This is a genomic window from Cupriavidus sp. GW822-FHT06G04 (assembly GCF_058799075.1).
This window is the reverse complement of the sequence record NZ_JBXALD010000010.1, coordinates 197,491-222,094: the sequence shown is the minus strand read 5'-3', so window position 1 is coordinate 222,094 and position 24,604 is coordinate 197,491. Positions and strand designations below refer to the sequence as shown.

17 protein-coding genes are annotated in these 24,604 nt (G+C 65.7%); 13 read left to right on the top strand and 4 right to left on the bottom strand.

The window, feature by feature from the left end:
* Positions 1 to 44: 44 nt before the first annotated feature.
* On the bottom strand, positions 45 to 299 hold the full coding sequence (locus AC1RKI_RS22185) for a hypothetical protein (protein ID WP_341248340.1): 255 nt from the start codon (positions 297 to 299) through the stop codon (positions 45 to 47).
* On the opposite strand from AC1RKI_RS22185, the gene AC1RKI_RS22180 reads away from it, so the two are divergent.
* From AC1RKI_RS22180 to AC1RKI_RS22155, 6 genes are all read left to right on the top strand, one after another.
* Positions 298 to 2,085: an arylsulfatase gene (locus AC1RKI_RS22180; protein ID WP_492797146.1), complete on the top strand. Its 1,788-nt coding sequence runs from the start codon at positions 298 to 300 to the stop codon at positions 2,083 to 2,085. The genes AC1RKI_RS22185 and AC1RKI_RS22180 overlap by 2 nt on opposite strands.
* A 62-nt stretch (positions 2,086 to 2,147) precedes the next feature.
* Entirely contained in the window at positions 2,148 to 3,110 is a 963-nt protein-coding gene (locus AC1RKI_RS22175) for a formylglycine-generating enzyme family protein (RefSeq protein ID WP_223506315.1), read from the top strand.
* A 160-nt stretch (positions 3,111 to 3,270) separates the two neighbouring features.
* Positions 3,271 to 3,999 (top strand): MetQ/NlpA family ABC transporter substrate-binding protein, encoded by a 729-nt coding sequence (locus AC1RKI_RS22170; RefSeq protein ID WP_492797144.1) that lies wholly within the window; start codon positions 3,271 to 3,273, stop codon positions 3,997 to 3,999.
* A 235-nt stretch (positions 4,000 to 4,234) separates the two neighbouring features.
* A complete protein-coding gene (gene fliD / locus AC1RKI_RS22165; RefSeq protein ID WP_061953888.1) occupies positions 4,235 to 5,695 on the top strand; it encodes a flagellar filament capping protein FliD in 1,461 nt (486 codons plus the stop codon).
* Between the two features lie 278 nt (positions 5,696 to 5,973).
* Entirely contained in the window at positions 5,974 to 8,628 is a 2,655-nt protein-coding gene (locus tag AC1RKI_RS22160; protein WP_492797142.1) for a type VI secretion system Vgr family protein, read from the top strand.
* A 75-nt stretch (positions 8,629 to 8,703) separates the two neighbouring features.
* Positions 8,704 to 13,302, top strand: a complete 4,599-nt coding sequence (locus AC1RKI_RS22155) for an RHS repeat-associated core domain-containing protein (RefSeq protein ID WP_492797140.1) — start codon at positions 8,704 to 8,706, stop codon at positions 13,300 to 13,302.
* Positions 13,303 to 13,417: 115 nt separating this feature from the next.
* On the opposite strand, the gene AC1RKI_RS22150 is transcribed toward AC1RKI_RS22155, so the two are convergent.
* Positions 13,418 to 14,977, bottom strand: a complete 1,560-nt coding sequence (locus AC1RKI_RS22150; RefSeq protein ID WP_492797138.1) for a methyl-accepting chemotaxis protein — start codon at positions 14,975 to 14,977, stop codon at positions 13,418 to 13,420.
* 399 nt (positions 14,978 to 15,376) lie between these two features.
* On the opposite strand from AC1RKI_RS22150, the gene AC1RKI_RS22145 reads away from it, so the two are divergent.
* The 6 genes from AC1RKI_RS22145 to AC1RKI_RS22120 all read left to right on the top strand — a co-directional run bounded on the left by AC1RKI_RS22145 (position 15,377) and on the right by AC1RKI_RS22120 (position 22,711).
* A complete protein-coding gene (locus AC1RKI_RS22145) occupies positions 15,377 to 16,030 on the top strand; it encodes a PepSY-associated TM helix domain-containing protein (RefSeq protein ID WP_492797136.1) in 654 nt (217 codons plus the stop codon).
* Between the two features lie 40 nt (positions 16,031 to 16,070).
* On the top strand, positions 16,071 to 16,592 hold the full coding sequence (locus tag AC1RKI_RS22140) for a DUF2271 domain-containing protein (RefSeq protein WP_061953878.1): 522 nt from the start codon (positions 16,071 to 16,073) through the stop codon (positions 16,590 to 16,592).
* Positions 16,593 to 16,631: 39 nt separating this feature from the next.
* Positions 16,632 to 17,456 (top strand): DUF4198 domain-containing protein, encoded by an 825-nt coding sequence (locus AC1RKI_RS22135; protein WP_150979747.1) that lies wholly within the window; start codon positions 16,632 to 16,634, stop codon positions 17,454 to 17,456.
* Between the two features lie 18 nt (positions 17,457 to 17,474).
* Complete coding sequence (locus tag AC1RKI_RS22130) at positions 17,475 to 18,476, top strand: FAD:protein FMN transferase (protein WP_492797134.1); 1,002 nt, start codon at positions 17,475 to 17,477, stop codon at positions 18,474 to 18,476.
* Entirely contained in the window at positions 18,473 to 20,059 is a 1,587-nt protein-coding gene (locus AC1RKI_RS22125) for a sulfite reductase subunit alpha (RefSeq protein WP_492797132.1), read from the top strand. Before AC1RKI_RS22130 ends, AC1RKI_RS22125 begins: the two co-directional genes overlap by 4 nt.
* Before the next feature lie 177 nt (positions 20,060 to 20,236).
* Complete coding sequence (locus AC1RKI_RS22120) at positions 20,237 to 22,711, top strand: penicillin acylase family protein (protein WP_492797130.1); 2,475 nt, start codon at positions 20,237 to 20,239, stop codon at positions 22,709 to 22,711.
* A 56-nt stretch (positions 22,712 to 22,767) separates the two neighbouring features.
* Here the strand turns inward: AC1RKI_RS22120 and AC1RKI_RS22115 are convergent, their stop codons facing one another.
* A complete protein-coding gene (locus AC1RKI_RS22115) occupies positions 22,768 to 23,409 on the bottom strand; it encodes a DUF1109 domain-containing protein (protein WP_492797128.1) in 642 nt (213 codons plus the stop codon).
* Positions 23,406 to 23,978, bottom strand: a complete 573-nt coding sequence (locus AC1RKI_RS22110) for a sigma-70 family RNA polymerase sigma factor (protein WP_061953867.1) — start codon at positions 23,976 to 23,978, stop codon at positions 23,406 to 23,408. The genes AC1RKI_RS22115 and AC1RKI_RS22110 overlap by 4 nt, the downstream gene beginning before the upstream one ends.
* Positions 23,979 to 24,237: 259 nt before the next feature.
* Between AC1RKI_RS22110 and AC1RKI_RS22105 the strand changes: the two genes are divergently transcribed.
* Positions 24,238 to 24,555, top strand: a complete 318-nt coding sequence (locus tag AC1RKI_RS22105) for a pentapeptide MXKDX repeat protein (protein WP_492797126.1) — start codon at positions 24,238 to 24,240, stop codon at positions 24,553 to 24,555.
* Positions 24,556 to 24,604: the final 49 nt, after the last annotated feature.

The window sequence follows — 24,604 nt, the reverse complement described above, 5'->3', positions numbered from 1 at the left end:
CAAGCGCGACTTGTGGTGCGGTGCACGAATATCGTTAGGCGAAATCATTCGTTCGGCGCGCGCCCGCCCGTTCCTAGCATGATCGTCTTCCCAATCTCCGGTACAGGAATGAGGCGTATGACAACAACAACAGCAGCGTCCCGCCATACCCCCGCGCGTCGTGCGCTGGCAGGCTTGTGCGCAACAGCCGTGGCGATGACGGCGGCGTGCGGCAGCGACGGCGGTAGCACGACAAACGCGTCCGACAATCCCGCGCCAACAACCGTGGCGGCCAGAAAGCCCAACATCGTCTTCATCATGGCCGATGACCTCGGCTATTCCGATCTGGGCGCATTCGGCAGCGAGATCCGTACGCCTAACCTCGACGCTCTGGTGCGGCAGGGACGCATCCTGGCCAATCATCACGCCGCAGCGGTGTGCGCGGTTACGCGATCGATGATCATCTCGGGCACTGACCACCATCTGGTTGGCGAGGGCACGATGGCAACCACCGATGTGAACTACGTCGACGAGAACGGCGCGCCAAAACCGGGCTACGAGGGCTATCTCAACGATCGTGCACTATCGATCGCGCAGTTGCTCAAGGACGGCGGCTATCACACGTACATGGCCGGCAAGTGGCATCTGGGCAGCGGCCTGCCGAATGCGTCGAACCAGGGCGCAAACGTGGGTACGGCGTCGCCGGGCCAGACGCCGGTGTCGTGGGGATTCGAAAAAAGCTACGCGCTGCTGGGCGGCGGCGGCGACCACTTCGGTCGCAACGGCAGCACCGCTTACGTGGAAGACGATCACTACGTGACGCCCAACACCACCAACTTCTTCTCCTCCGATTTCTATACGTCGACGATCATCAAGTACATCGATTCCAGCACCGGCAGGAATGCCGATGGCAAGCCATTCTTCGCGTACCTGACGTATCAGGCGCCGCATTCGCCGCTGCAGGCGCCCGCCGCGTATATCGATCGCTACAAGGGCGTGTATGACGCGGGCTACGAGCCGATCCGCGCGGCGCGGCTGGCGCGGCAGAAGGCGCTGGGACTGATCCCCGCCGATTTCACGCCGAATCCCGGCCGTGACGAGACGCTGACGGTCACGCCGAAATCGGCAAACTGGGGCACCGCATCGGCCAACTACGTCACGTCGACCCACAGCGTGGCGCAGGGCGGCGTCGATACGCGCGTGATGAACGCGAACAAGAAATGGGACAGCCTCAGCGCGGACGAAAAGCGCGCACAAGCGCGCTACATGGAGATCTACGCGGCGATGGTGGAGAACCTCGACGCCAACGTCGGCCGTCTGGTGCAGCATCTGAAGGACATTGGCGAATACGACAACACGCTGATCGTGTTCCAGTCCGATAACGGACCGGAAGCCAGCTATTACGAATTCAGCGGCAACTACGATCAGAACTACGACGCCAAGAACGCCGCGGCCGCGGTGTATCCCACGCTCGGCACCACGGCCTATACGGGATCGGGCAATCTCGATTACGGCCAGCGCTGGGCCGAAGTGAGCGCCACGCCGTTCCGCTTGTGGAAATCGTTCCCGGCCGAGGGCGGCCATTCCGTGCCGACCATCGTCAAGCTACCGGGCGCCGCGCCGGACAAGGCTGGTGCGCAGCTAAACGCCTTCACCCATGTGGTGGACCTGGCGCCGACGTTTCTCGATATCGCGGGCATTGCCGCGCCCAGCACGCCGGCCGCGCCGCTCTACGATAGCAAGGGCGTGAACCGCAATGCGGGCAAGGTGGTGTACGACGGCCGCAATGTCTATCCGATCACCGGGCTGTCGTTGTTGCCGACGCTGCAGGGCAAGGCCGCGGGGCCGGCGCGCACCACTTTTTCGGAAGAGCTGTATGGCCGCACCTATGTCTATGCGGACAACTGGAAAGCGGCCTGGATCGAGCCGCCGTTCGGCCCGGCCAATGGCGAATGGACGCTATATGACATTCGTGCCGATCGCGGCGAAACCAACGACCTGGCGACGCAGCGCCCCGACGTGCTGGCCGATTTGAAAGCGCGGTGGAACGACTATGCGAAGGCGGTCGGCGTGGTATTGCCGAAGGTGCCCGGCATGATCTACTGAGGCAGGCCGTGGCGCGGAATCGATTCACGCTGGGCTGGCGCATCGGCGCCATCGCGTTCGCCGTGGCGCTGTTGCTGACGTGGGCGGTGCGCGCGGTGCCGCTGCACGCGGCCGCGCCGCTCGGCACGCCGCAGCAATGCGCGGCGTATCGCGGCGCACCCGAGCACTGGCGACAGCAGCGCACTGCGGGCATGGCGCGCATCGCCGGCGGCGAATTCGTGCCGGGCACGACGATGGGATATCCCGACGAGCGGCCAGCCGGCAAGGTGCGCGTGGGCAGTTTCTGGATCGATCGCACCGAAGTGACCAACGCGCAGTTCGAAGCCTTCGTGCAGGCCACCGGCTATGTCACTGACGCCGAGCGCGCGGGCGAAGCGGTGGTGTTCCACAAGCCGACCGGAGAAGAGCTGCAGCAGCGCCCGTATGCATGGTGGTCGATGGTGCGCGGCGCAGACTGGCGTCATCCGACAGGACCGGCATCGAACCTGGACGGCAAGCGCAACCAGCCGGTCACGCTGGTGACCCAGGCCGACGCGCGCGCCTATGCGCAATGGCTCGGCCACGATCTGCCGACCGAGGACGAATGGGAGTACGCGGCCAAGGCCGGACGAGGCGACGCGGCGCTGGAAACGGCACCCGTCGGCGGCGATGGCATGCCGTCGGCCAACTATTGGCAGGGCGTGTTTCCCGTGTTGAACAGCGCGAAAGACGGATTCGACGGCCTGGCGCCGGTCGGTTGCTTTGCCGCCAACGCGTTCGGCCTTTACGACATGATCGCCAACGCCTGGGAATGGACCGCCGATCCGTACAGCGGGCCGCGCCAGTCGCATGCCAATGGCGATACCGCATTCGTCGCCGCGCAGTCGCGACGCGCGCGCGAAAGCCGCATGGCCGTGATCAAGGGCGGATCGTTCCTGTGCGCGCCCGACTTCTGCGTGCGCTATCGCGCGTCCGCGCGCGAGCCCGCCGAGCGCGACTTGCCGACATCGCACATCGGCTTTCGTACGGTGCTGCGTGATGGCTGAGCGCAACAGTTGGACTGGCGATATGCGATGCGGATGGCGGCTTGCAGTGGCGCAGCCATGGCGATACGGGTTACGGCGCGGCGGGTGGTCGGATTGGTGGTCGGAAGGGTGGTCGATCGCATGTGTCTGTGCGTGGCTGTTGCTGGCGCAGGCGCTCGGCATGTCGATGGCGCGCGCCGACGCGCCCCGTGTGGTGCGCATCGCCGTGGTGGCGCACAGCGATCGTGACCTTGTCGACGCGGCAGCGGTGCAGAACACCTCATCGTCCGTGCGGCTGCAGGCGGTGGCATTTCCGAACGCGGCTGCGGCACGCCGGGCGCTGGCGGCACAGCGCGTCGACGCATCGATCGCCGAGGACACGCAGGCGCTGGCCGGCGACACGTCGCTGTGCGCGGCTGCCTACACGGTCACCTATCCGATGGGCCTGTATGCGCGTCGCATCGGGGCCTTGCGACAGGTGCCGCTTGAGGCCACGGTCGCTGTGCCGGCGGATCGCGCCGGACAAGGCCGCGCGCTGTTGCTGTTGCAGAACTTCGGGCTGATCCGCATCGACGCCAATGCCGGTTTACAACCGCGCGTGCGCGACATCGTCGACAATCCGCGCAAACTGCGCGTGGAGCCGGTTCCGGCCAGCCGGCTGGCTGCGGCGCTGCCGCACCACGCGCTGGTGGCGATGCCTTTTGCTGTGGCCGATGCCGCCGGCCTGGCGCCCGCGCGCGATGCGCTGGGCATCGAGGACGCGCGCGTGCCGTGGGCAAACGCGCTGGCCGTGCGCGCCAACGAATGCCATGCCGATTGGGTGCGCGCCGCCGTCGCGGCGCTGCATTCGCCCGCGATGAAGGCGTTCATCCTGGCGCGCTTCCAGGATTCCGTGCGCCGCCCGTGGTAGGCGGTCCGCCGTTCGCGGCAACCCGGCATCCCGGGATTTCCCCGCATTTCGCAGTCTAAATTGTGATCGATAACTCACATCGAGAGGCTTTAGCCTATTTTTGTATCGTCTTTGTATCGGTCAGGTATCAAAAAGGCTAAAGATCCACTTTGGGGCGACGTAAACCAGGGATGTCAGGGGCATTCAGCCATATGCGCGCGGATGCCACCCATTGAAAAAGAAGGGAACAATAAACATGGCATCCGTCTCGTCTCTGGGCATTGGCTCGAACCTGCAACTGTCCGACCTGCTCGACAAGCTGGCCGCATCCGAACGCGCCCCGCTGACCGCGATGCAGGCGCAGCACTCGGCCTATCAGACCAAGCTGACCGCCTACGGCACCGTCAAGAGTCTGCTGTCGAGCTTCCAGGCGGCGGCCAAGACGCTGATGACGCCGGCCACCTTTGGCGCCGTCAAGTCCAGCGTTGGCAACGCCGACATCCTGGGCGTCACCACTGCCGCCAGCGCCGTGCCGGGCGATCTGAATGTCAACGTTACCAAGCTGGCGCAAGCCCAGGCGCTGGCCGGCATCGGCTACGCCAAGCAGGACGCGCAGATCGGTTCGGGCACGCTGACCTTCGAGTTCGGCACGACCACCGGTTTCGACGAGACCTCGGGCGCCTACGTGAATCCGAAGTTCACGGCCAACACCGCCACCGACAAGGCGCCGAACCCGCAGACCGTCAAGATCGAGGCGGGCAAGGGATCGCTGCAGGACATCCGCGACGCCATCAACAAGGCCAACATCGGCGTCAAGGCCAGCATCATCAACGACGGCAGCGCCAAGCCCTATCGCCTGATCCTGACCTCCGACAAAACCGGCGAGGCGATGAGCATGCGCGTGTCCGGGTCGTCGCCCGAACTGCAGGCGCTGGCCGGCTACAACCCGGAGACCCCGGGCGCCAACGGCATGACCGAGACGCTGCGCGCGACCAACGCCGCGCTGACGGTCAACGGCATCGCCATCGTCAGCGCATCCAATACCGTTGTCGACGCGGCGCAGGGCGTGACCATGACGCTCAAGAAGACCGGATCGACATCGGTGTCACTGACGCAGGACACCGACGCCATGAAGGCGTCGATCCAGGCGCTGGTCACCGCGTACAACAACATCCAGTCGTCGGCCAAGACGCTCACGCAGTTCGACACCAAGGCCGGCACCAAGGGCGCGCTCAATGGCGACGGCGTGCTGCGCGGCATCCAGACCTCGCTGCGATCGGTGCTCAATACGCCCGAGGGGGGCATGCCCGCGAACGCGCCCAAGATGCTGGCGGCGATCGGCGTGTCCATGCAGAAGGACGGCACGATGGCGATCGACACGAAGAAGCTCGACGCGGCACTGAAGGACAACCTGCGCGACGTGACGCAGCTGTTTGCAGGCGACGGCAAGACCGGCGGGTTTGCCCGCCGCCTGTCCGACGTGGTGGACCGCGTGACCGCCGACAAGGGGCCGCTCGGCGCGGCGAGCGCCGGTCTCGAAAAGACCATGAAGGATCTGGAAAAGCGCTTCGACGCGGCCAACGATCGCGTGGAGGCGACCATCGAGCGTTATCGCAAGCAGTTCACGCAGCTCGATCTGATCGTCAGCCAAATGAATCAGACAAGCAGTTATCTGACTCAGCAATTCAACGCATTGAACAATGTGTCGAAGAAGTAAGTCACTCGCACGATAACGTAGTCTTTCAACCGGGCCGATGGCCCGGTTTGTCTTTTGGGGCGGAGCGCGCTCCGCTTCCCGCACTTCCTCTGCCATGCGCTGCGCGCAACTTATGATTTGTCTATGCGACGAATCTGATTCTGGCACCCGTACTTTCGTATTGCTCTGATATACCCATCCGCGTTTTGGGACGGTAATGGATACCTATCGCCTCAATCGCAACGCAGGCCTCGTATCCGGTGATCCTGCGGCCGCCAAAATCCCAAAAGGAAACGCCGATGGCACATCAAGATTCTGCATCCGTCACCCGGTCGGTCACCGTGACCGGTACCGGGCTGCCCGACATCATGGGCGAGCCCGCGCTGGAATTCGCCAAACTGAGCGGCCACGAGAAGATGTGCGAGCTGTTCGAATACGAACTGGAACTGCGCACGCCCGACGAGCGCAACGATGCCTTCGGGCCGGCCGCCAATCTCGACACCCACGCGCTGCGCGGGCGCGAGCTGACCGTCACGATCACGCTGCCCGAGGCCATGGGGGCCGGCACACGCGAAATCAGCGGCATCGTCACGCGCGTGAGCGGCCCCGTGCCGGCCGAGCGGAACCTCGCTTACCGCATCACGGTGCGGCCGTGGCTGTGGCTGGCCACGCTGAACCGTGACTTCCGCATCTTCCAGAATCAGACCGTGGTCCAGACGCTGGACGAGCTGCTGGCGGATTTTAATTTTCCGGTGGAAAAACGCCTTGATGTCGCGCGGTATCCGATGCGCGAGCTCCAGGTCATGTACGGCGAAAGCACGTTCGATTTCTTCCAGCGCCTGACGCAGGAATGGGGCATCGCCTGGCACATCGAACACAGCGGTGGCAAGCACCGGCTGGTGCTGACCGATGGCAACGGCGCGTTTGCGCCGTTCCAGGGCAGCCCCGGCTACGCCACCCTCTACTGGCAGCGCGCGCCCGAGGATATCGGCGAGGAAGGCCTGGAAACGGTGGAAATCCACGACCAGTTGGTCGCGGGCGCTTGGACCAGCAACGATTTCGATTTCACGCGGCCGCGCGCCGACCTGACCGTGGCGGCGTCCGACCCGCTCGACACCGCCCACGCCGGCGCCGAAGTGCGCGAATGGCCCGGCGACCACAGCACGCCGGGCACCGAAGGCGATCCGTGGAAGGAGGGCGAGCTGGTCGCCCGCATGCGCATGGAGGCGATCCGCCAGCATGGCACGCGGCTGAGCGGCAAGGGCAATCTGCGCGCGGTGGTGCCCGGCTGCACGTTCGTGCTCGAAGACTTCATGCAGCGCAAGGCCAATCGCGAATATCTGGTCCTGGGCGCCAAGCTGACCCTCGACGAAGAAGCCAGCGACCCGGAATCGAGCTGCGAAGTCGAGTTCATCGCGCAGCCATCCAACGAACTGTTCCGCCCAGAGCGCACGCAGCCGAAGCCGCGCACTGGCGGACCGCAGACGGCCACGGTGGTGGGCCCCGAGGATCAGGAAACCTGGACCGACCAATATGGCCGCGTGCGGCTGCAGTTCCACTGGGATCGGCTTGGCCGCCACGACGCCGGTAGTTCCTGCTGGGTGCGCGTGGCGTCGGCCTGGCAGGGCGATCGATTCGGCGCGCAGCATGTGCCGCGCATCGGCCAGGAAGTGGTGGTGGATTTCCTGAACGGCGATCCCGATTGCCCGATCGTCACGAGCCGTGTGCCAAACGAGCACAACATGCCGCAGTGGCCAATGCCGGCGCATCACGTGCTGTCCGGGTTCGTCAGCAAGGAAGATCACGGCGAACGCGCCAACACGTTCGTGCAGGACGACACCGAAGGGCAAATCCAGACCCAGCTGCAGAGCGACCACCAGGCATCCGGGCTGAGCCTGGGCTTCATCGCGCGCATCATGCGCGGCGTGGGGCGCAAGGACAAGCGCGGCGAGGGGTTCGAGCTGCGCACCGATGCGCATGGCGTGGTACGGGCCGGCAACGGCATGCTGCTGACAACCGAGCGACGTCCTAACGCGCAGGCGCACCACAAGGACATGGCCGAAACGGTGCAGCGGCTGGCCGGGGCACAGGCGCAGCAGGAAACGCTGGCCGAAATGGCGCAGGAAGTGGAAGCGCAGGACGCCGGCGATCAGGCGGAAGTGGCCAAGGCGCTGAAGGCGCAGAACGACGATATCCAGGGCAGCGGCAGCGCCAATCCCGAGGCCGGCACCTTTCCGGAACTGGCCGCGCCGCATCTGGTGCTGGCCAGCCCGGCCGGTATCGAGGCCACCGCCGCGCAGTCGTTGCATATCGCCTCGGGGCAGCACGTGGCTGTTTCAAGCACCGGGCATATCAGCCTGTCTTCGGGCAAACGGCTGATCGCCAGCATTTCCCGCGGCGTGCGCATTTTCGTGCAGAACATGGGGTGGCGCCTCGTGGCGGCCGGCGGCGACATCGACCTGCGCGCATTGCGCGACAGCATCAACCTGCTGGCCAAGCTGGATGTCACCGCCACCGCAAACCGCATCACGCTGTCGGCCAAGGAAGAGCTGGTCATCGTGGGCGGCGGCAGCGGCACCACGTGGAACGGCAGCGGCATTACGCACAAAACGGGGTCGGCCTACGCGATCCACGCGGCCAAGGTCGATATCGCTTCGGGGCAGAAGGCGTCCGCGCAATTCCCGGAGCCGCCCGAATTCGGCAAGAGCGATGTCGATGTGGCCGGTCTCTACGCCAGCCATGCCACGTTGAAGAGCTGCGACGTCGCGGTCGAGGACTCGCATGGCAAGGTGACGCAGGGCAAGGTCGACGGGCAGGGCGCGGCCCCAGTCGACAGCATGGCCCCGGGCCCCGCGCGCGTGACGTTCGGCAAGGACCGCGCCGATCCGCTCGCCGCATCGAGCCAGTTCACGCCGCCGCCGTGGCCCGCACCGGATGCCGACGCAACCCAGTGATCCGTCACGAGACAGGCTGCCAACGGCTTCTTGCAGCCCATCTCGTCATACCCACGCCCCCAGACATGCTTCATCATGCTTGATTCCTCTTTCGCCCCCACCGCTCGCCCGGATCACGTCGCCGTTGCGCCGTTGCACTGTATTCACGTCGCCGATGTGTGCGCCACTGCGGTCGAATTCGACACCTGGCTGCAGCGCGCGACGCGCGGACATGTCAGTCTCGCCCGTATCAAGGATGTGGCCGGCGCCATGCCGGTCATGGGCAATATCATCGCGCTCGGTGACGCACTGGGCGACATCGCCGCGCTGATGGAGCGGCGCACACATCCGGGCGTTCTCGACTGGGCTGGAATCGGCATCAATCTGCTGGGCGTAATGCCCGATGCGGAAACCGCTGCGGTCCGCATGAGCCTGCGGCCGATGCTGGCGCTGGCGCGACAGGAGGTCGTGCAACAAACGCGCAGCACGGGCGCGGTGCAGTTTGGGGCGTCTGTGCTGGCTACGTTGCAGCCGAGCTTGAACGCTAGCATCGCCGGCGATATCGAGAACTATCTTGCACAGATGCAGGAACTGCTGCCGCGCATGCTTGCTGAATGCGGAAATTTCGGCGCCCAGCAAATGCTGCTATTGGCGCGCGCCATGGAGCAGATCATCGCCGGCCCATCCCATTGGGCTGGGCAAGCCGATGCCGATCGGCCGTTTTTGCGCACGGCGGGCCGGACGATTGTGCGCGATCCTCGCCAACCCATTGGCAATTTCCTGCAGGCCGCGTTCGATGCCTGCAGGTTGCAGGGGCCGGGCGCGAATGGCGTCGAGCGGCCCGCCGTGTCGCCGGGCACGCGCGACGAAGCCATGCTGGCGCCGGCTGCGCTGCGCGCCTTTGCTCCGCGCCTGCGCGGGGGCCTGGCGCTGCAGTCGGATCCGGCCGTGCGATTCTCCATCGCATGGCTTGTGGGGCTGATGCGCGAGGCGCTGGCCGGCTGGCGCAGAAGCGGCGCGGACAGTATCGTCGCCGTCAACGTGCGCGCCGGGCTCCGTCGGAAGGTGCAGCGCGTATTGCCGCAGCAACAGCTGGAAAGCATCAGCCGAAACGTGCCGGCGCGCGGCAGCCCCAACCCCGCCCGCAACGGCCCGGCGCCGGCGGCCACGCACGCCGGCATCAGTTTTGCCACTGGCGATCAATCGTTTTCGCATACCGACTTCCCATTGCCGGGTTTCTCGGCCATGGCATGGACGCGCACCTACCGCTCCAGCCTCGCCGCCTATGATGACGGCGCGCACGGCGCGCGATGGACCACCGACTACACCACCCGCTTCGATGTGCTGCGCGAACAGGGTGTGGAAGTGCTGCGGCATCATGCCGCGGATGGCCGAACCCATGCGTATCCGTTGCCGGCCATCGGGGGACACCACCACGACCCCATCGAGCAAGTGACACTGGAGCGCACCGCGCGCGATTGCCTGATACTGGTGCGCCGCCACGGCAGACGCGACCGATACCAGCGCCATGGCAACCGCTTCAGGTTGACCAGCATCGATCTGCGCGGCGGCGCGCGCGTGGCGCTGGTCTACGGCCACCGCGAGGGCGATGGCGGCCTGCATGCGCAAGCGCCTTCGGCGGTGATGGCCTATCAGGGCGATGTGTTGCAGGCCCACATCGTCACGCGCATCGATCAGGCCGGGCGGATCGAGAGTGTGTGGGAAATCGCCGAAGGAAAGCCTGACCGCCAACTGGCGCGGTACGACTACGACCAGGCGGGCAATCTGGTGCGCGCCGAGGACGAGCACGGCGCGTCCCGCACCTACCGCTATCGCAATCATTTGGTCACGCGCTACACGGACCGCACCGCACGCGGCGTGTGCCTGCTGTGGGACGGCGATGGTCCCGAAGCGAAGGCCGTCCATGCGTGGTCCGATGACGGCAGTTTCGATACGCGCCTGACATGGGACGATCACATCCGGCTGACCTGCGTCACCGATGCGCTGGGCAACCAGACCTGGCACTACTACGACATCCTGGGCTATACGTACCGCATCCGACATGCCGACGGTCTTTCGGAGTGGTTCTTCCGCGACGCCGCCCGGAACATGGTGCAGCACGTGCGGCCGTGCGGGGCGATTGAACGCTACACCTACGATGCGCGCGGCAATCTGCTGGAACATGTTCGCGCCGATCACAGCGCCGTGCACTACGCATGGGACGACAAGGACCAGCTCGTCAAGATGTGTGACGCCGAGGGCGGGCTGTGGACCTACGACTATGACCTCAAAGGCAACGTCACCGAGGCGATCGATCCCCTCGGCCACGCCACCGAGTACACCTACAACAAGGCCAATCTGCCCGTGCGCATCACCGATGCCAACGGCGTCGAATCCACGCTGGCCTACAACGCCGCCGGGCAGCTCACGCGGCGCACCGATAGCGCGGGAAAAACCAGCGCCTGGCAATACGACGATCGCGGGCAACTGACGGCGTTCACGGACGCGGCAGGCAACGTCACGCGCTACGCATACAGCGCCGGCCGGTTGCAGCGCATCGATCATCCGGACCAGCAGCCCGAGCATTTCGAACAGGATGCCGAAGGCCGGCTGCTTTCCCACACCGATGCGCTCAATCGCCGCACGACGTGGCGCTACAACGAAGCGGGGTTGCTCGACAAACGCACCGACGCCGCCAACCAGACGATCAGCTATCGATGGGACCGGCTCGGCCGGCTGGTCACGCTGACCAACGAGAACAACGCAAGCCACGTGTTCGGCTACGACGCGGTTGGGCGGCTCGTGAGCGAGACCGGCTTCGACGGTCGCACGCGGCGCTATTTCCATGCGGGGGATACGGGTGTGCTTGCGGAGGTCGCCGAAGGCGACTGGATGATGGAACTGGAATTCGATGCGATGGGACGGCTCATCGCACGACACGCCCGGCGCGGGGACGATACCGCCATCGCTGCCTCGGAAGCCTATGCCTACGACGGCAACGGCCGGCTGATCCTGGCTGAAAACGCGACCAGTCGCGTGCAGTGGTTTCACGATGCGTGCGGAAACATCGTGCGCGAGCACCATCACTATCGCCACCTGACGCAGGCGCGCGTGGCGGTCTGGCGCCATGAGTACGATGCGCTGAACCAGCGCGTGGCGACGGTCCGCCCCGATGGCCATCGCATCGGCATGTCGACCGACGAGGCAGGGCACATCGTGGCCATGCACCTTGATGATCAGGAACTGGCGCGATTCGAACGCGACGACCTGTACCGCGAAGTGCACCGCATACAGGGCAACGGGCTGACCCAGCGCCTGCAATACGATGCGGTAGGACGCCTGCGCACGCAGACGGTTGCGCAGCGAGAACATCCCGAAGCATTCCTGATCCGGCGAACGTACCGCTTCGACGCCGTCGGGCAGGTGACCGCGATTCGCGATACGCGACGTGGCGACTTGTCCTATCAGTACGATCCCGTGGCGCGGCTGCTGGCTGCTAACAGTGCGCTTGGCCGGCAGACCTTCGTTTTCGATCCCGCCGGCAATCTGCTCGACGATCCGACGCTGCGCACGTTTGGCTTTGACGCGGCGACCGGGCAACCCGGGTTCGGCAGCCGCTTGCAAGGGCGGCCGGCGCTCACGGACAACCTCGTTGCCAGCTACGACGGCGCGCTATACCAATGGGATGCGCGGGGCAATCTCGTCCAGCGCACGATCAACGGCCAACACGAATATTTCGCGTGGGACGGCTTCAATCGCCTGGTGAGCTACGCCAATGCCAAGGTGGTGGTGCGCTTTGGCTACGATGCGCTGGGCCGCCGCACCTGGAAGCACAGCCAGTCCCATTACTTCGACGATCCGCGCGCGGGCGAGGGCTGGCGGCGTGCGGAGCGTGCCAGGCTGGATCGCGAGCATGGCTGCGCCATGACGCTGTACGGCTGGGATGGCGACGCTCTGGCGTGGGAAAGTCGAGAAAGCGCGCGCGATGTCGACAGCGCCTATCGCTTTGTCTGCGGCGAAGCGCGCACCACGCACTATCTGTACGAGCCAGCGACATTCGTGCCGTTGGCCCAGGCCGTGGTGGCCTCGGCTATCCGCCTGCATGCGGAACCGGAATATGGGTCCGACTATGATTTCGCGAGCGATCCGCTCTGGCACACCGAGATCGAGCCGCAGCCGTTCGACGCCATCGCGTGGTATCACTGCGACCATCTAGGCACGCCGCAGGAGATCTCCGGTCCAGATGGACTGACCGCCTGGAGCGCGCATTATCTAGCGTGGGGCGCGGCGCAGCAAACTACCACATCGGCCGCGCACAAGGCTGGCATTCAGAACCCGTTACGTTTCCAGGGTCAGTATTTCGACCACGAAACCGGCCTGCACTACAACCGCTACCGCTACTACGAGCCGACGTCGGGGCGATTTATCAGCCGGTGTCCGATGGGTTTGACGGGTGGGCTGAATTTGCATCTGTATGCGCCAAATCCGGTGGATCGCATCCACCCGCTGGGGCTCGGGTCGTCGATGCGAGTATCCGGTGGCGGCTGCATGCCCCCCGCGCCCGCGGCGGGACCTGCTTGCGCGCCGGTTGGCCACATCGACCACATCGACCACATCGACCATTTCGACCATTTCGACCACTTGGGCCACCTCGGCACCGATCGCGTGACGCAAAGGCCCAGAACGCGGATGTAGCGCGCCTGTCGGCGAGTGCCGCGTGCATGCAGCACCCGCACCCGCCAACCGCCTGCGTCGGCGCCGCCGACGGATCGTCCACAGCGTCTGGAGCGGCTATAGCGTTTTACGGCTTCTATAGCGCGCCGGCCAGCCTGAATTGCCCCACGGTGCGATGCAGCGTATTGGCCTGGTCTTCCAGCGACGCCGCGGCGGCCGTGGCTTCTTCCACCAGTGCGGCGTTCTGCTGTGCCATCTGATCCATCTGCGAGACCGCCTGGTTGACCTGCTCGATGCCGCCGGTCTGCTCTTCGGTGGCCGCGCGCATCTCGCCCATCAGGTCGGTCACGCGCTTCACGGCCTCGACGATTTCCTCCATCGCCTTGCCCGCGCCTTCCACCAGCTTTGCGCCGTCTTCCACGCGTTGCGCCGAGTTATCGATCAATCCCTTGATCTCCTTGGCTGCCGTAGCGCTGCGTTGCGCAAGGCTGCGAACCTCGCCGGCCACCACGGCAAAGCCGCGCCCCTGTTCGCCAGCACGCGCGGCCTCCACCGCCGCATTCAGCGCCAGGATGTTGGTCTGGAACGCAATGCCTTCGATCACGCCGATGATGTCGACGACTTTGCCCGACGCCGCCTTGATCTCGCCCATCGTGCCCACAACCTTGCTGACGATTTCGCCGCCGCGCACCGCGATGTCCGAAGCGCCTTCCGCAAGCCGCGCAGCCTGACGTGCATTGTCGGCGCTTTGCCGCACGGTGCTCGTAAGCTCCTCCATGCTGGCGGCGGTCTGTTCCAGCGACGCGGCCTGTTCTTCGCTGCGGCGCGACAGATCGACGTTACCTGCCGCAATCTGACGTGCGGCGCCGGCGATCGAATCGGCCGAACTGCGGATCTGGCCGATGGCCCCCACCAGCCGCGTCTGCATTTGCTGCATGTTGTACAGCACGCTTTCGCTATCGTCGGGCGCGGTGTCTACCTGCATGGCCAGATCGCCGTCGGCAATCCGCGCGGCAATCTCCGATGTCAGCGCCGGTTCGCCGCCAAGCTGCTTGTGCAGGCTGGCCGATACGCGGATCATCACCACGCTCATCAGCGCGCCGACCGCCAGCAGCCAACCCAGCGATTTCCACAGCGCGGCGCGAAACTCGGCCTGGATGTCGTCCATGTACAGCCCGGCGATGAAGTTCCAGTCCCACGGGCGGAAGTTCAGCACGTAGCTCAGCTTCGGTTGCGGCGCCTCGGCGCCCGGCTTCGGCCAGAGGTATTCCACAAAGCCCTTGCCGGTCGTCTTGCCGATCTGCGCGATGTCGCGGAACAGATAGACGCCGTTGGGGTCCTTGGTCTCGCTCATGTTCTTGCCGTTCATTTCCGACTTGATCGGATGCATCAGCACCACGGTGTCCGAGCGCATTACCGTGAAATAACCGTCGGCGCCAAAGCGCATCGCGCGAATGCGATCGAGCGCCTGCTTTTGCGCCTCCTCGCTGCTGAGCTTGCCCGCGCGCGCCATCGCCTCGTATTCGGCAACCACTGAGTTGGCCGTGTCGGTCACCTGCTCCAGGGTCAACTCGCGATCCTGCAGACGCATGTCGCGCATCTGCCATGCGTTCCACAACGTGATTGCCAGCAGGCAGACCCAGCTCAGCACCAATGGCAGCATTAGCTTCTTTCGCAGACTCAGGTTTTGCAACATCCAACTCCTCCGTTTCGGTGATTGACTCGTGGGACGCTTTAACAGTCGTCCTCTGTGAGCGGCCCTAACGGCGGCCGCAATACGAAACTTGATGGAGCGCGGCTTCCAAATTATCGATAGTGGCGCATGCGGCGCTCAGGCTACGGCGTAAGCGCAACAGGCGTCACACGAAGGGGTTGCGTAACGATCCGTAATGGAAACATCGGACCAAACGCACTGCGACCATTACGCCGAGGTTGATATGGCAAATGAGAACGATTATCATCGCTTGGGTTTGGCGGGATTGTGATGCGGTCGCCATGTGCGAGGCCGCGCGAGGCCAGACCAGATCGCCCCAAACACTTTCCTTTTTTCGCGCAGCAGTGTCCATCGGCACGGCCCGCACGTTGACCCACCCGAATGACCGACACCGCGCCAGCTTCCGGCCAGCAGCGCCGCGCCTTCTGGCTCAAGCATCTGCACCAGTGGCACTGGATCAGTTCCGCAATCTGCCTGATCGGCATGCTGCTGTTTGCCGTCACTGGATTCACGCTCAATCACGCGGGGCAGATCGAGGCCAGGCCGAAGGTGGTTGCGCGTCACGACACCGCGCCACGCGCTGTGATCGACGCGCTGAAACGCGCCGCGCCGGCCGACGCGGCCACGCGCAACCAGAAGGGACCGGTGCCCACCGCGCTGAGCGACTGGCTGGCGCAAACGCTCGGCGTGGAAGCGGCGGGGCGCGAGGCCGAATGGTCGGCCGACGAAATCTACGTCGGCCTGCCGCGGCCCGGCGGCGATGCGTGGGTCAGCGTGGCACTCGATACGGGCGAGGTCCAGTACGAGTCCACCTCGCGCGGCTGGATTTCCTATCTCAACGACCTGCACAAGGGCCGCAATACGGGCCGCGCGTGGAGCCTGTTCATCGACGTCTTTGCCGCCGCCTGCCTGATTTTCTGCATCACGGGCCTGTTCCTGTTGAAGCTGCACGCCGCCGGCCGCGTGGCAACGTGGCCGCTGGTCGGCGCGGGACTGGTGGCGCCGCTGCTGCTGGCCATCCTGTTCATCCATTGAACGCATTTCCCTTACATCCATCGAGAAAGGTAGCTCCAAGATGCGCCGACTTCTGACCGTCACCATGACCGGCCTTGCCGCCGCGCCGCTGGCCCCTGCCATGGCCGCCGACCTGAACGTCAAGGTGGAGATTCCCCGCCTGAACGTGGCCGAATATCACCGTCCCTATGTGTCGATGTGGATCGAGCGCGCCGATCAGAGTCCGGTCTCCACGCTGGCCGTCTGGTACGACGCCAAGAACAAGGAAGGCGAAGGCACGAAGTGGCTCAAGGACATGCGCCAGTGGTGGCGCAAGGCCGGGCGCGACATGCAGATGCCTGCGGACGGCGTCTCCGGCGCCACGCGCGCGCCGGGCGAACATGCGCTGACCTTTGCCGACAGCAAGGCGCCGCTGGGCAAGCTGCCCGCCGGCGACTACCAGTTGGTGGTGGAAGCCGCGCGCGAAGTGGGCGGACGCGAACTGGTGCGCGTTCCGTTTGCGTGGCCGCCGAAATCGGCGCAGACCGCGCGCGCCAAGGGCGAACACGAACTGGGCGCCGTCACTGTCGACCTCAAGCCCTGACACTTTCCCGACCGCACTTTGATCACTGGAGTCCCGACGATGACCAAGCCCGTCCGCATTTCCGCACGTCTCGCCATCCTGGCCCTGGCCGCGCTGGCCCCGCTTGCGGCCCATGCGCATCGCCAATGGCTGCTGCCGTCCGCCACCGTGCTGTCCGAAAAAGACGCGTGGGTGACCGTCGACGCCGCGGTGTCCAATGACCTGTTCTACTTCGAGCACGTGCCGATGCGGCTCGATAACCTCGTGGTCACCGGCCCGGACGGCAAGACCACCGTGCGCCCCGAGAACGCGTCCACCGGCAAATACCGCAGCACCTTCGATCTTCACCTTACGCAGCCGGGCACCTATCGCGTAGCCGTGGTCAACAGCGGCGTGTTTGCCAGCTGGAAGGACAACGGCCAGACCAAGCGCTGGCGCGGCGCGGCCAGCGACTTCGCGCAGAACGTGCCGGCCAGCGCGCAGGACCTGCAGGTGACCGAGATCGCCGGCCGTATCGAGTCTTACGTGACCAACGGCCGCCCCACCCGGCAGGTGCTGGAAAGCACCGGCCGCGGCCTGGAACTGGCGCCGATCACCCATCCGAACGATCTGATCGCCGGGGAGGCGTCGAACTTCCGCCTGCTGCTCGACGGCAAGCCGCTGGCCAACCAGGCCGTCTCGGTGGTGCCGGGCGGCATCCGTTATCGCGATCGGCTGGGCGAGATGAGCGCCACCACCGACGCCGACGGCAAGTTCAGCGTCAAATGGCCGAATCCGGGCATGTACTGGATGGAAGCGGAGCTCAAGGACGAGAAGACGTCGATCCCGCAGGCCCGCACGCGCCGGGCCACCTATGCGGTGACTGTCGAAGTGTTGCCGCAGTAAGCGCAGGCAGGCGATTCGATGCAGCGCGTGCTGATTCCCGTTGCGCTTAGTGCGCCGCCGCCGTCCCCCGTCGCGCACGGCGCGCTATGCCAGTGGGCCGGCGACACGATGGGGACGACGTGGTCGGTCAGCGCGGTGCTTGCCGCGGGCCAGCGCGCGCAGGACATCGACGCAGGCATTCGCGCGGTGCTCGCGGACGTGATCGCGCAGATGAGCAACTGGTCCGAGACTTCCGATATCACGCGCTTCAATCGCGCCGAAGCCGGTAGCTGGATCGCGCTGCCCGACGACTGTTTCGCGGTCGTGCAGGCCGCGCTGCAGGTGGCGCGCGACAGCGGCGGCGCCTACGATCCGTCCGCCGGACCGTTGGTCGATCTCTGGGGCTTCGGGCCGGCCGGCCGTGGCGCCACGACGCCGTCCCCCGACGACGTGGCGCGCGTGCGGCAACATTGCGGCTGGCAGCGCCTGGAAATCGATCCGGTGCAGCGCCGGGCGCGCCAGCCCGGCGGCCTGTCGCTCGATCTCTGCGCGATTGCCAAAGGCTTCGCGGTCGACGCCGTATCGCGCTTTCTTGAAGCGCAGGGCGTCGCGCATCATCTGGTGGAAATCGGCGGCGAACTGCGCGGTCAGGGGCTCAAGCCGGACGGCATGCCGTGGTGGGTTGAACTCGAAGCGCCAGCGCCCGATGGCGCCGTCACGCGCACGCTGGTTGCGCTGCTGGGCCTGTCGGTGGCGACGTCGGGCGACTATCGCCGCTATGTCGAACACGATGGCCAGCGCTATGCCCATACGATCGATCCGCGTACCGGCTATCCGGCCGCGCATGCGCTGGCGTCGGTCACGGTCATTCATCGCGATTGCATGATGGCCGATGCCTTGTCCACCGCGTTGACCGTGCTCGGCCCGCAGGCGGGCATCGCATTTGCGCGGCGACACGCCTTGGCGGCACGATTCCTGGTGCGCACGCCGCACGGCTTTGAAGAACTGACCACACCGGCATGGGCCGCGATGCTGTCATGACGCGCTGGCTGTGGTGGATCGTTGCGATGGCCGGCGCGGCGCTGGCGATAATCGCGCCGGACCGGCACGCGATGGCCGCATGCGTGGCACTCGCGTATCTCGGCTTTTGCCTGGCCATCGTCGGCGCACACCGCCGCCGTCGCGCCGCGCGCACCGTGCTGGCGTCGCCGGACGATGCCACGCGACCGACGCTGGTGGCCTACGCCAGCCAGACCGGATTTGCCGAGCAACTGGCGCTGCAGACCGCGCGGGCCTTGCAGGGTGCGGGAATGCCGGTGCAATTGCTGTCGTTCGCGGAACTCGACGGCGCGCGGCTGGCCGGCTGCGACCAGGCCTTGTTCGTGGTCAGCACCACCGGCGAAGGCGACGCGCCCGACATGGCGTCCGGCTACGCGCGCCGCCTGCTGGCGGGCGCGCCGCCGCAGGCGTTGCAACGGCTACGCTACGGTGTCCTGGCGCTTGGCGACAGCAGCTATGCGGGCTTCTGCGCGTTCGGCCACGCGTTGTTGGGCTGGTTGCAGCGTCATCATGCGCAGCCGTTGTTCGACATGGTCGAAGTCGACAATGGCGATCCCGGCGCGCTGCGTCACTGGCAGAATCATCTGGCGGCATTGAGCGGCGGCGCCGAGATCGCCGATTGGGAGCGTCCGCGCTATGGCCGCTGGCAATTGGCCGAGCGACGCCTGCTCAATCCCGGCAGCCAGGGCGATCCGGCCTTTCATCTGGCGCTGACGCCCGCCGATGTGGCGGATTTGTCGTGGCAGGCGGGCGATATTGCCGAGGTCGGCCCCTGCCTGCCGCCCGATGTGGTGGCGCGCCTGCTCGATGCGCTGGGACTCGACGGCGCGGTGACGGTCCGTTGCGACAGCCGCGTCATGCCGCTGGCGCAGGCGCTGGCCACGCGGCTGCCGCTGCCCGATGCGCACCTCCAGACGATGGCGGGGCTGACGCCTCAGCAACTGATCGATGCATTGCCCGCGCTGCCGCATCGCGAATATTCGATTGCGTCGTTGCCCGCCGACGGTCGGCTGGAATTGCTGGTACGCCAGACACGCCGCGACGACGGCTCGTTGGGGCTGGCATCGGGCTGGCTCACGGCGCACGCGCCGGAAGGTGCGGATATTGCGCTGCGCGTGCGCACCAATCGCAGCTTCCACGCGCCGCCCGACGATCGTCCGCTGATTCTGATCGGCAACGGCACCGGCCTGGCGGGTTTGCGCGCGTTGCTAAAAGCGCGCGCCGCGGCCGGTCAGCATCGCAATTGGCTGCTGTTTGGCGAGCGATCGGCCGCCCATGACGATTTCCACGTTGCGGAATTTCAGGCGTGGCGCGCGCAAGGCGTGCTGCAGCGCATGGACCGCGCGTGGTCGCGCGATGGCGGCGCGCCGCACTATGTGCAGGACGCGGTCGAGGCCCATGGCGCGGTCATTGCCGACTGGGTGGCGCAGGGCGCGGCGATCTATGTCTGCGGCAGCCTGCAAGGGATGGCCGGCGGCGTGCACGCGGCACTGTCGCGCGTGCTGGGCGAAACGCGGCTGCAGGCGATGATCGAATCGGGACACTACCGCCGCGACGTCTACTGACGCGCCCCGGCGCGTGGGCCGCATGAGCAGCGGCATGCGACGCCGTATCGAGCTATCGCGCGCGTTCCCGGCGAGCGGCCACCAGCGCTGCCAACGCCCGTTTATGCGGCGGCGCAGGATCGCCTCGTGCGTAACATTCCGTTATCCTCGCAAGTCAGATTCAGACGAGGAGATCCGATGTTCCGCACCGCCCAGGCTGTTCGCGCGCCCCGTTCCCATTCCTCGCGTTGGCCGCGCGCCGCGCTTGTCGCGGGCTGCCTGGCCGCGGCGCTCGCCACGTCCGCGCAGGCGGCCGGCGCCGAGAAGTACGCAGTGCCCGGGCTGGAAAAGCCGGCCACTGTGCTGGTGGACCGCTGGGGCGTGCCGCACATCTACGCCAATACGCTTTATGACGCGTTCTACGTGCAGGGTTTCATGGCCGCGCGCGACCGTCTGTGGCAGATCGACCTGTGGCGCAAGCGCGGACTCGGCGAGATGGCGAAGGACTTCGGGCCGGCCTATGTCGAAGGCGACCGCATGGCCCGCGCCGTGCTGTTCCGCGGCGACATGTATCGCGAATGGCTGGCCTACGGATCGGACGCCAAGCGCGTGGCGGAGGCCTTCGTCGCGGGTGTGAATGCCTACGTGGCACAGGTGGAGGCACGCCCGGAGCTGCTGCCGCCCGAGTTCAGGATGCTGAACTACAAGCCGTCGCGCTGGCGCGCCGAGGATATCGTGCGGATCCGCCATCACGGCCTGACACTGAATATGACCGGCGAAATCGATCGCGCGCAGATCTTCTGCTACGTCAAGCCCAATGCCGTGCGCGCCGACTGGGTGCGCCGCGAACTCGACCCGCCGGTCGAGCCGAAATTGTCCGAGGGCCTCGATCCCTGCGCCGTGCCCGCCGCCGAACTGCGCAAGGCCTACGATCTGGCTACCGCGGCACCGCGCTTTCCGAAGGAATGGTGGTCGCCCGGCAACACCGGCAAGGCGGAGAACATTCCCGTCGACCGTTTGTATGCCACCGTCGATGCGGCCAGCGATACGGCGCGCAGCCTGGGATCGAACAACTGGGTCATCGCCGGCAGCCGCACCGCCACGGGACGTCCCATCCTGGCCAACGATCCGCACCGTGCTCACGGCGCGCCGAGCCTGCGCTATATCAGCCATCTGAACGCGCCGGGTTTGTCGGTGATCGGCGCGGGCGAGCCGTTTCTGCCGGGCATCTCGATTGGCCACAACGGCACGATCGCATTCGGCCTGACGCGCTTCTATATGGATCAGGAAGATCTGTATATCTACGAGACCAATCCCGCGCAGCCGCACGAATATAAATACAAGGGCCGCTGGGAGCCGATGGAGACCATTACCGAGCAGATTGCCGTGCGCGGCGAATCGACGCCGCGCAAGGTCACCATCGATTTCACGCGTCACGGGCCGGTGTTGTATGCCGACGCCAAGACCAATCGCAGCTATGCGCTGCGCGCGGCGTGGCTCGATTACGGCATGGCGCCGTATTTCGGATCGATGGACTATATGCGCGCGCAAAACTGGGATCAGTTCCGTGCCGCGATGAATCGCTGGGGCGCACCGGGCGAAAACCAGGTCTATGCGGACCGCTTTGGCAATATTGGCTGGATTCCAGGCGGCTTGACGGTCAATCGCCCGAACTGGGACGGCCTGACCCCGGTGCCCGGCGATGGCCGATATGAATGGGCCGGTTATCGCAATATGGACGAACTGCCGTGGGCCTTCAATCCGGCGCCGGGCTATGTGGCCACCGCCAACGAAAACAATATCCCGCCCAATCACCCGGCCGCGAAAATCGGCGTGGGCTATGAATGGAGCGACAGTTCGCGCGCGCGACGCCTCAAGGCGCTGGTGGCGGCCAACGCGCGCAGCACGCTCGAAGATTCGATGGCGTGGCAGAACGACACGGTGTCGCTGCCGGCACAGCGCGTGGTGGCGCTGCTCAAGCCGCTGAACAGCAGCGATGCGCAGGTGCAGCGCGGGCTGGACCTGTTGCGTAACTGGGATGGCAACGAACGCGCCGACAGCGCGCCGGCGGCGCTGTTCGAGGTGTGGTTCAGCAAATATCTGCGCACGGCCGTCGTGCGCGCCGCGTTGTCGCCGGAAGGCGCGCGCCTGGTTGGCGCGGGCGACGCCAGCCGCGTGATCGCCGTGCTGGAGCGGCCCGATTCATGGATGACGGTCGACAAGCGCAACGACATCATGATGGGCACGCTGAAGTCCGCCATGGTGGAACTGGAAAAGAAACTCGGCAACGATCCGAAAGGCTGGCAATGGGGCAAGCTGCATACGGCGGTGTTCGAGCATCCGCTGCATGCGATTCTGGACGCTAATGCGCGCCAGCAATATGACGTCAACGCGGGGCCGATTGGCGGATCGTCATTTACGCCGATGAATACCAGCTATCGCAATAGCGATTTCCAGCTGACGGCCGGGGCGTCGTTCCGCATGGTGCTGGATGTGGGTAACTGGGATGGGTCGCGCGTGGTCAACACGCCGGGACAGTCCGGCAACCCCGCCAGTGCGCATTATCGCGACCTGGCGCCGTTGTGGGCGCGCGGTGAGTATTTTCCGCTGGTGTATTCGCGCAAGGCCGTGGAAAAGGAAAGCCGCGAGAAAGTGGAGCTGATACCGCAGTAATTGCCTCAGGGACCGGTTGGCACGCCAGGCTTAAGCGTGCACAACCGGCCTGCCGATTACCACCGAAGCAGACGTGGTCCCCACAGCGCCCCAATGGCGGTGGGCACCAGCATGCCGAGGACGTACCACACCCCCCAGAACGCCACGCCCATCTCCGGGCAGTGCAGGCAGTAGACCAACGTGGCGACGGCGCCGGACAGCAGGCCGCCCACGGCGCCGGTCAGCCGCAGCCGGGTCGGCGCGAGCCCGCGCAATGCCCAGAAGACCGCGATGAATACGGGGGCCGACAGCATGGCAATCGCGAACGGGCAGACGCGCCAGGTTTGTCCCAGCACCGCTGCAACGCGCTCGCCGGCCGGTGTTTCCGCCAGCACATAGGCCGCGCCAATCCACACGGCAACGAACGGTGCCGATATCCCCGGCCAGCCTGGTCCGGTGCGCATGCCGGGCCGCGCCAGCCGCGTCACCATCGACAAGGCGCCCAGCAGCAACGACAGCGGCAGGGCCACCTTGGCCCAGAACAGCGGAGTGGTGGCGACTTCGGCCAGGTCGGCGCGTAAATGCAGTGTGGCCGCCAGCAGCAGGATCGCCGCTGCCGCACCGATCGCGATGGCCATACCAAAGCGGCGGCCGACCACGTGCCGGTCGACTGGCGCGACGCCAGTGGCAAGCATGGAAATCAGGTCGTCGGTCTTCATCGTGTTCCTCGAATTTTTGCAGCGAGCGCTTTCAGCCCGCGATGCACCCCCACCTTTACCGCCGACTCCGACATGCCGGTCATCTGCGCGGCCTCGCTGACCGATAGTCCTTCCAGCTTCACGTACACGATCGGCAGGCGCTGTCGATCGGGCAACTGGTTCAGCAGCAGGTTCAGGTCACGCTTGGCCTGCGCCGGCTCCAGGTCGGGCGCCGCTGCCACATCCATTGCGGCGTCGAGCGGATCGTTCAGCGCATCGTGCCGCCCGTGCGCGCGGAAATGATCGGCAAGCTTGTACCGGGCAATCGCGTGCACCCAGGCCGTCAGGGGCTGGCCCGGCAGGTAGGTGTGGCGCGCATTGTGGACGGCCAGCAGCACTTCCTGGGTCAGGTCCTCGACATCGCCGGCCTGCTGCGGGAGCCGGTGACGGAAATAGCCGCGCAGCATCGCGGACAACTCGGTCAGGAATTGCCCATAGGCCTCCTGGTTCCCCGCCAAGCCGCCTGTAAACAGGCCGAGCAGGCGGTACTCCCGCTGTTTCAGCACGTCCTGTTCTACAGTTCGTTCCATCGGTCGCGTTGGTTACACCGGCTACGTTGATTTGCGCGAATTCTACGCCGCGATGGCCATCGTGTGTGTTGCAAGGCGCTTCGCAGCCGGCGCGTGACGGAAAAAATATTCCGGCGCTGTAACCGGATGCGCATCCACGTCGAATTTCCTCTCAGACGCACACATTCCGTGTGAATCTGGTGCCGGCCCTTAAGCGGCGCGGCGCAATGTTTCGTCGACCGGGACGGTCCCGGTTCAACAAGGTAACGAGGAGTCGAAAATGATCAAGACTGTAATTGCCGCGGTGTCCGTAATGTTCCTGATGGGTGGCACGGCAGCATTCGCCCAGACCGGCGGCTCGATGGCGAAGGATTCGATGGCGAAGGACAGCATGTCGAAGGACTCGATGTCCAAGGACGGTATGTCGAAGGATGCGATGTCGAAGGACGGCATGGCAAAGGACGGCATGGCGAAGGACAACATGTCGAAGGACAACATGTCCAAGGACAGCATGTCCAAGGACAAGATGGCCAAGCCGAAGTCCCACGACAAGATGGGCAAGGAAGGCGATGCCATGTCGGGCGGAATGAGCAAGTAACGCTGGGCAATCTCGGCCAGGCATCGTTGCGGTAAAACGCCGCGGTGCC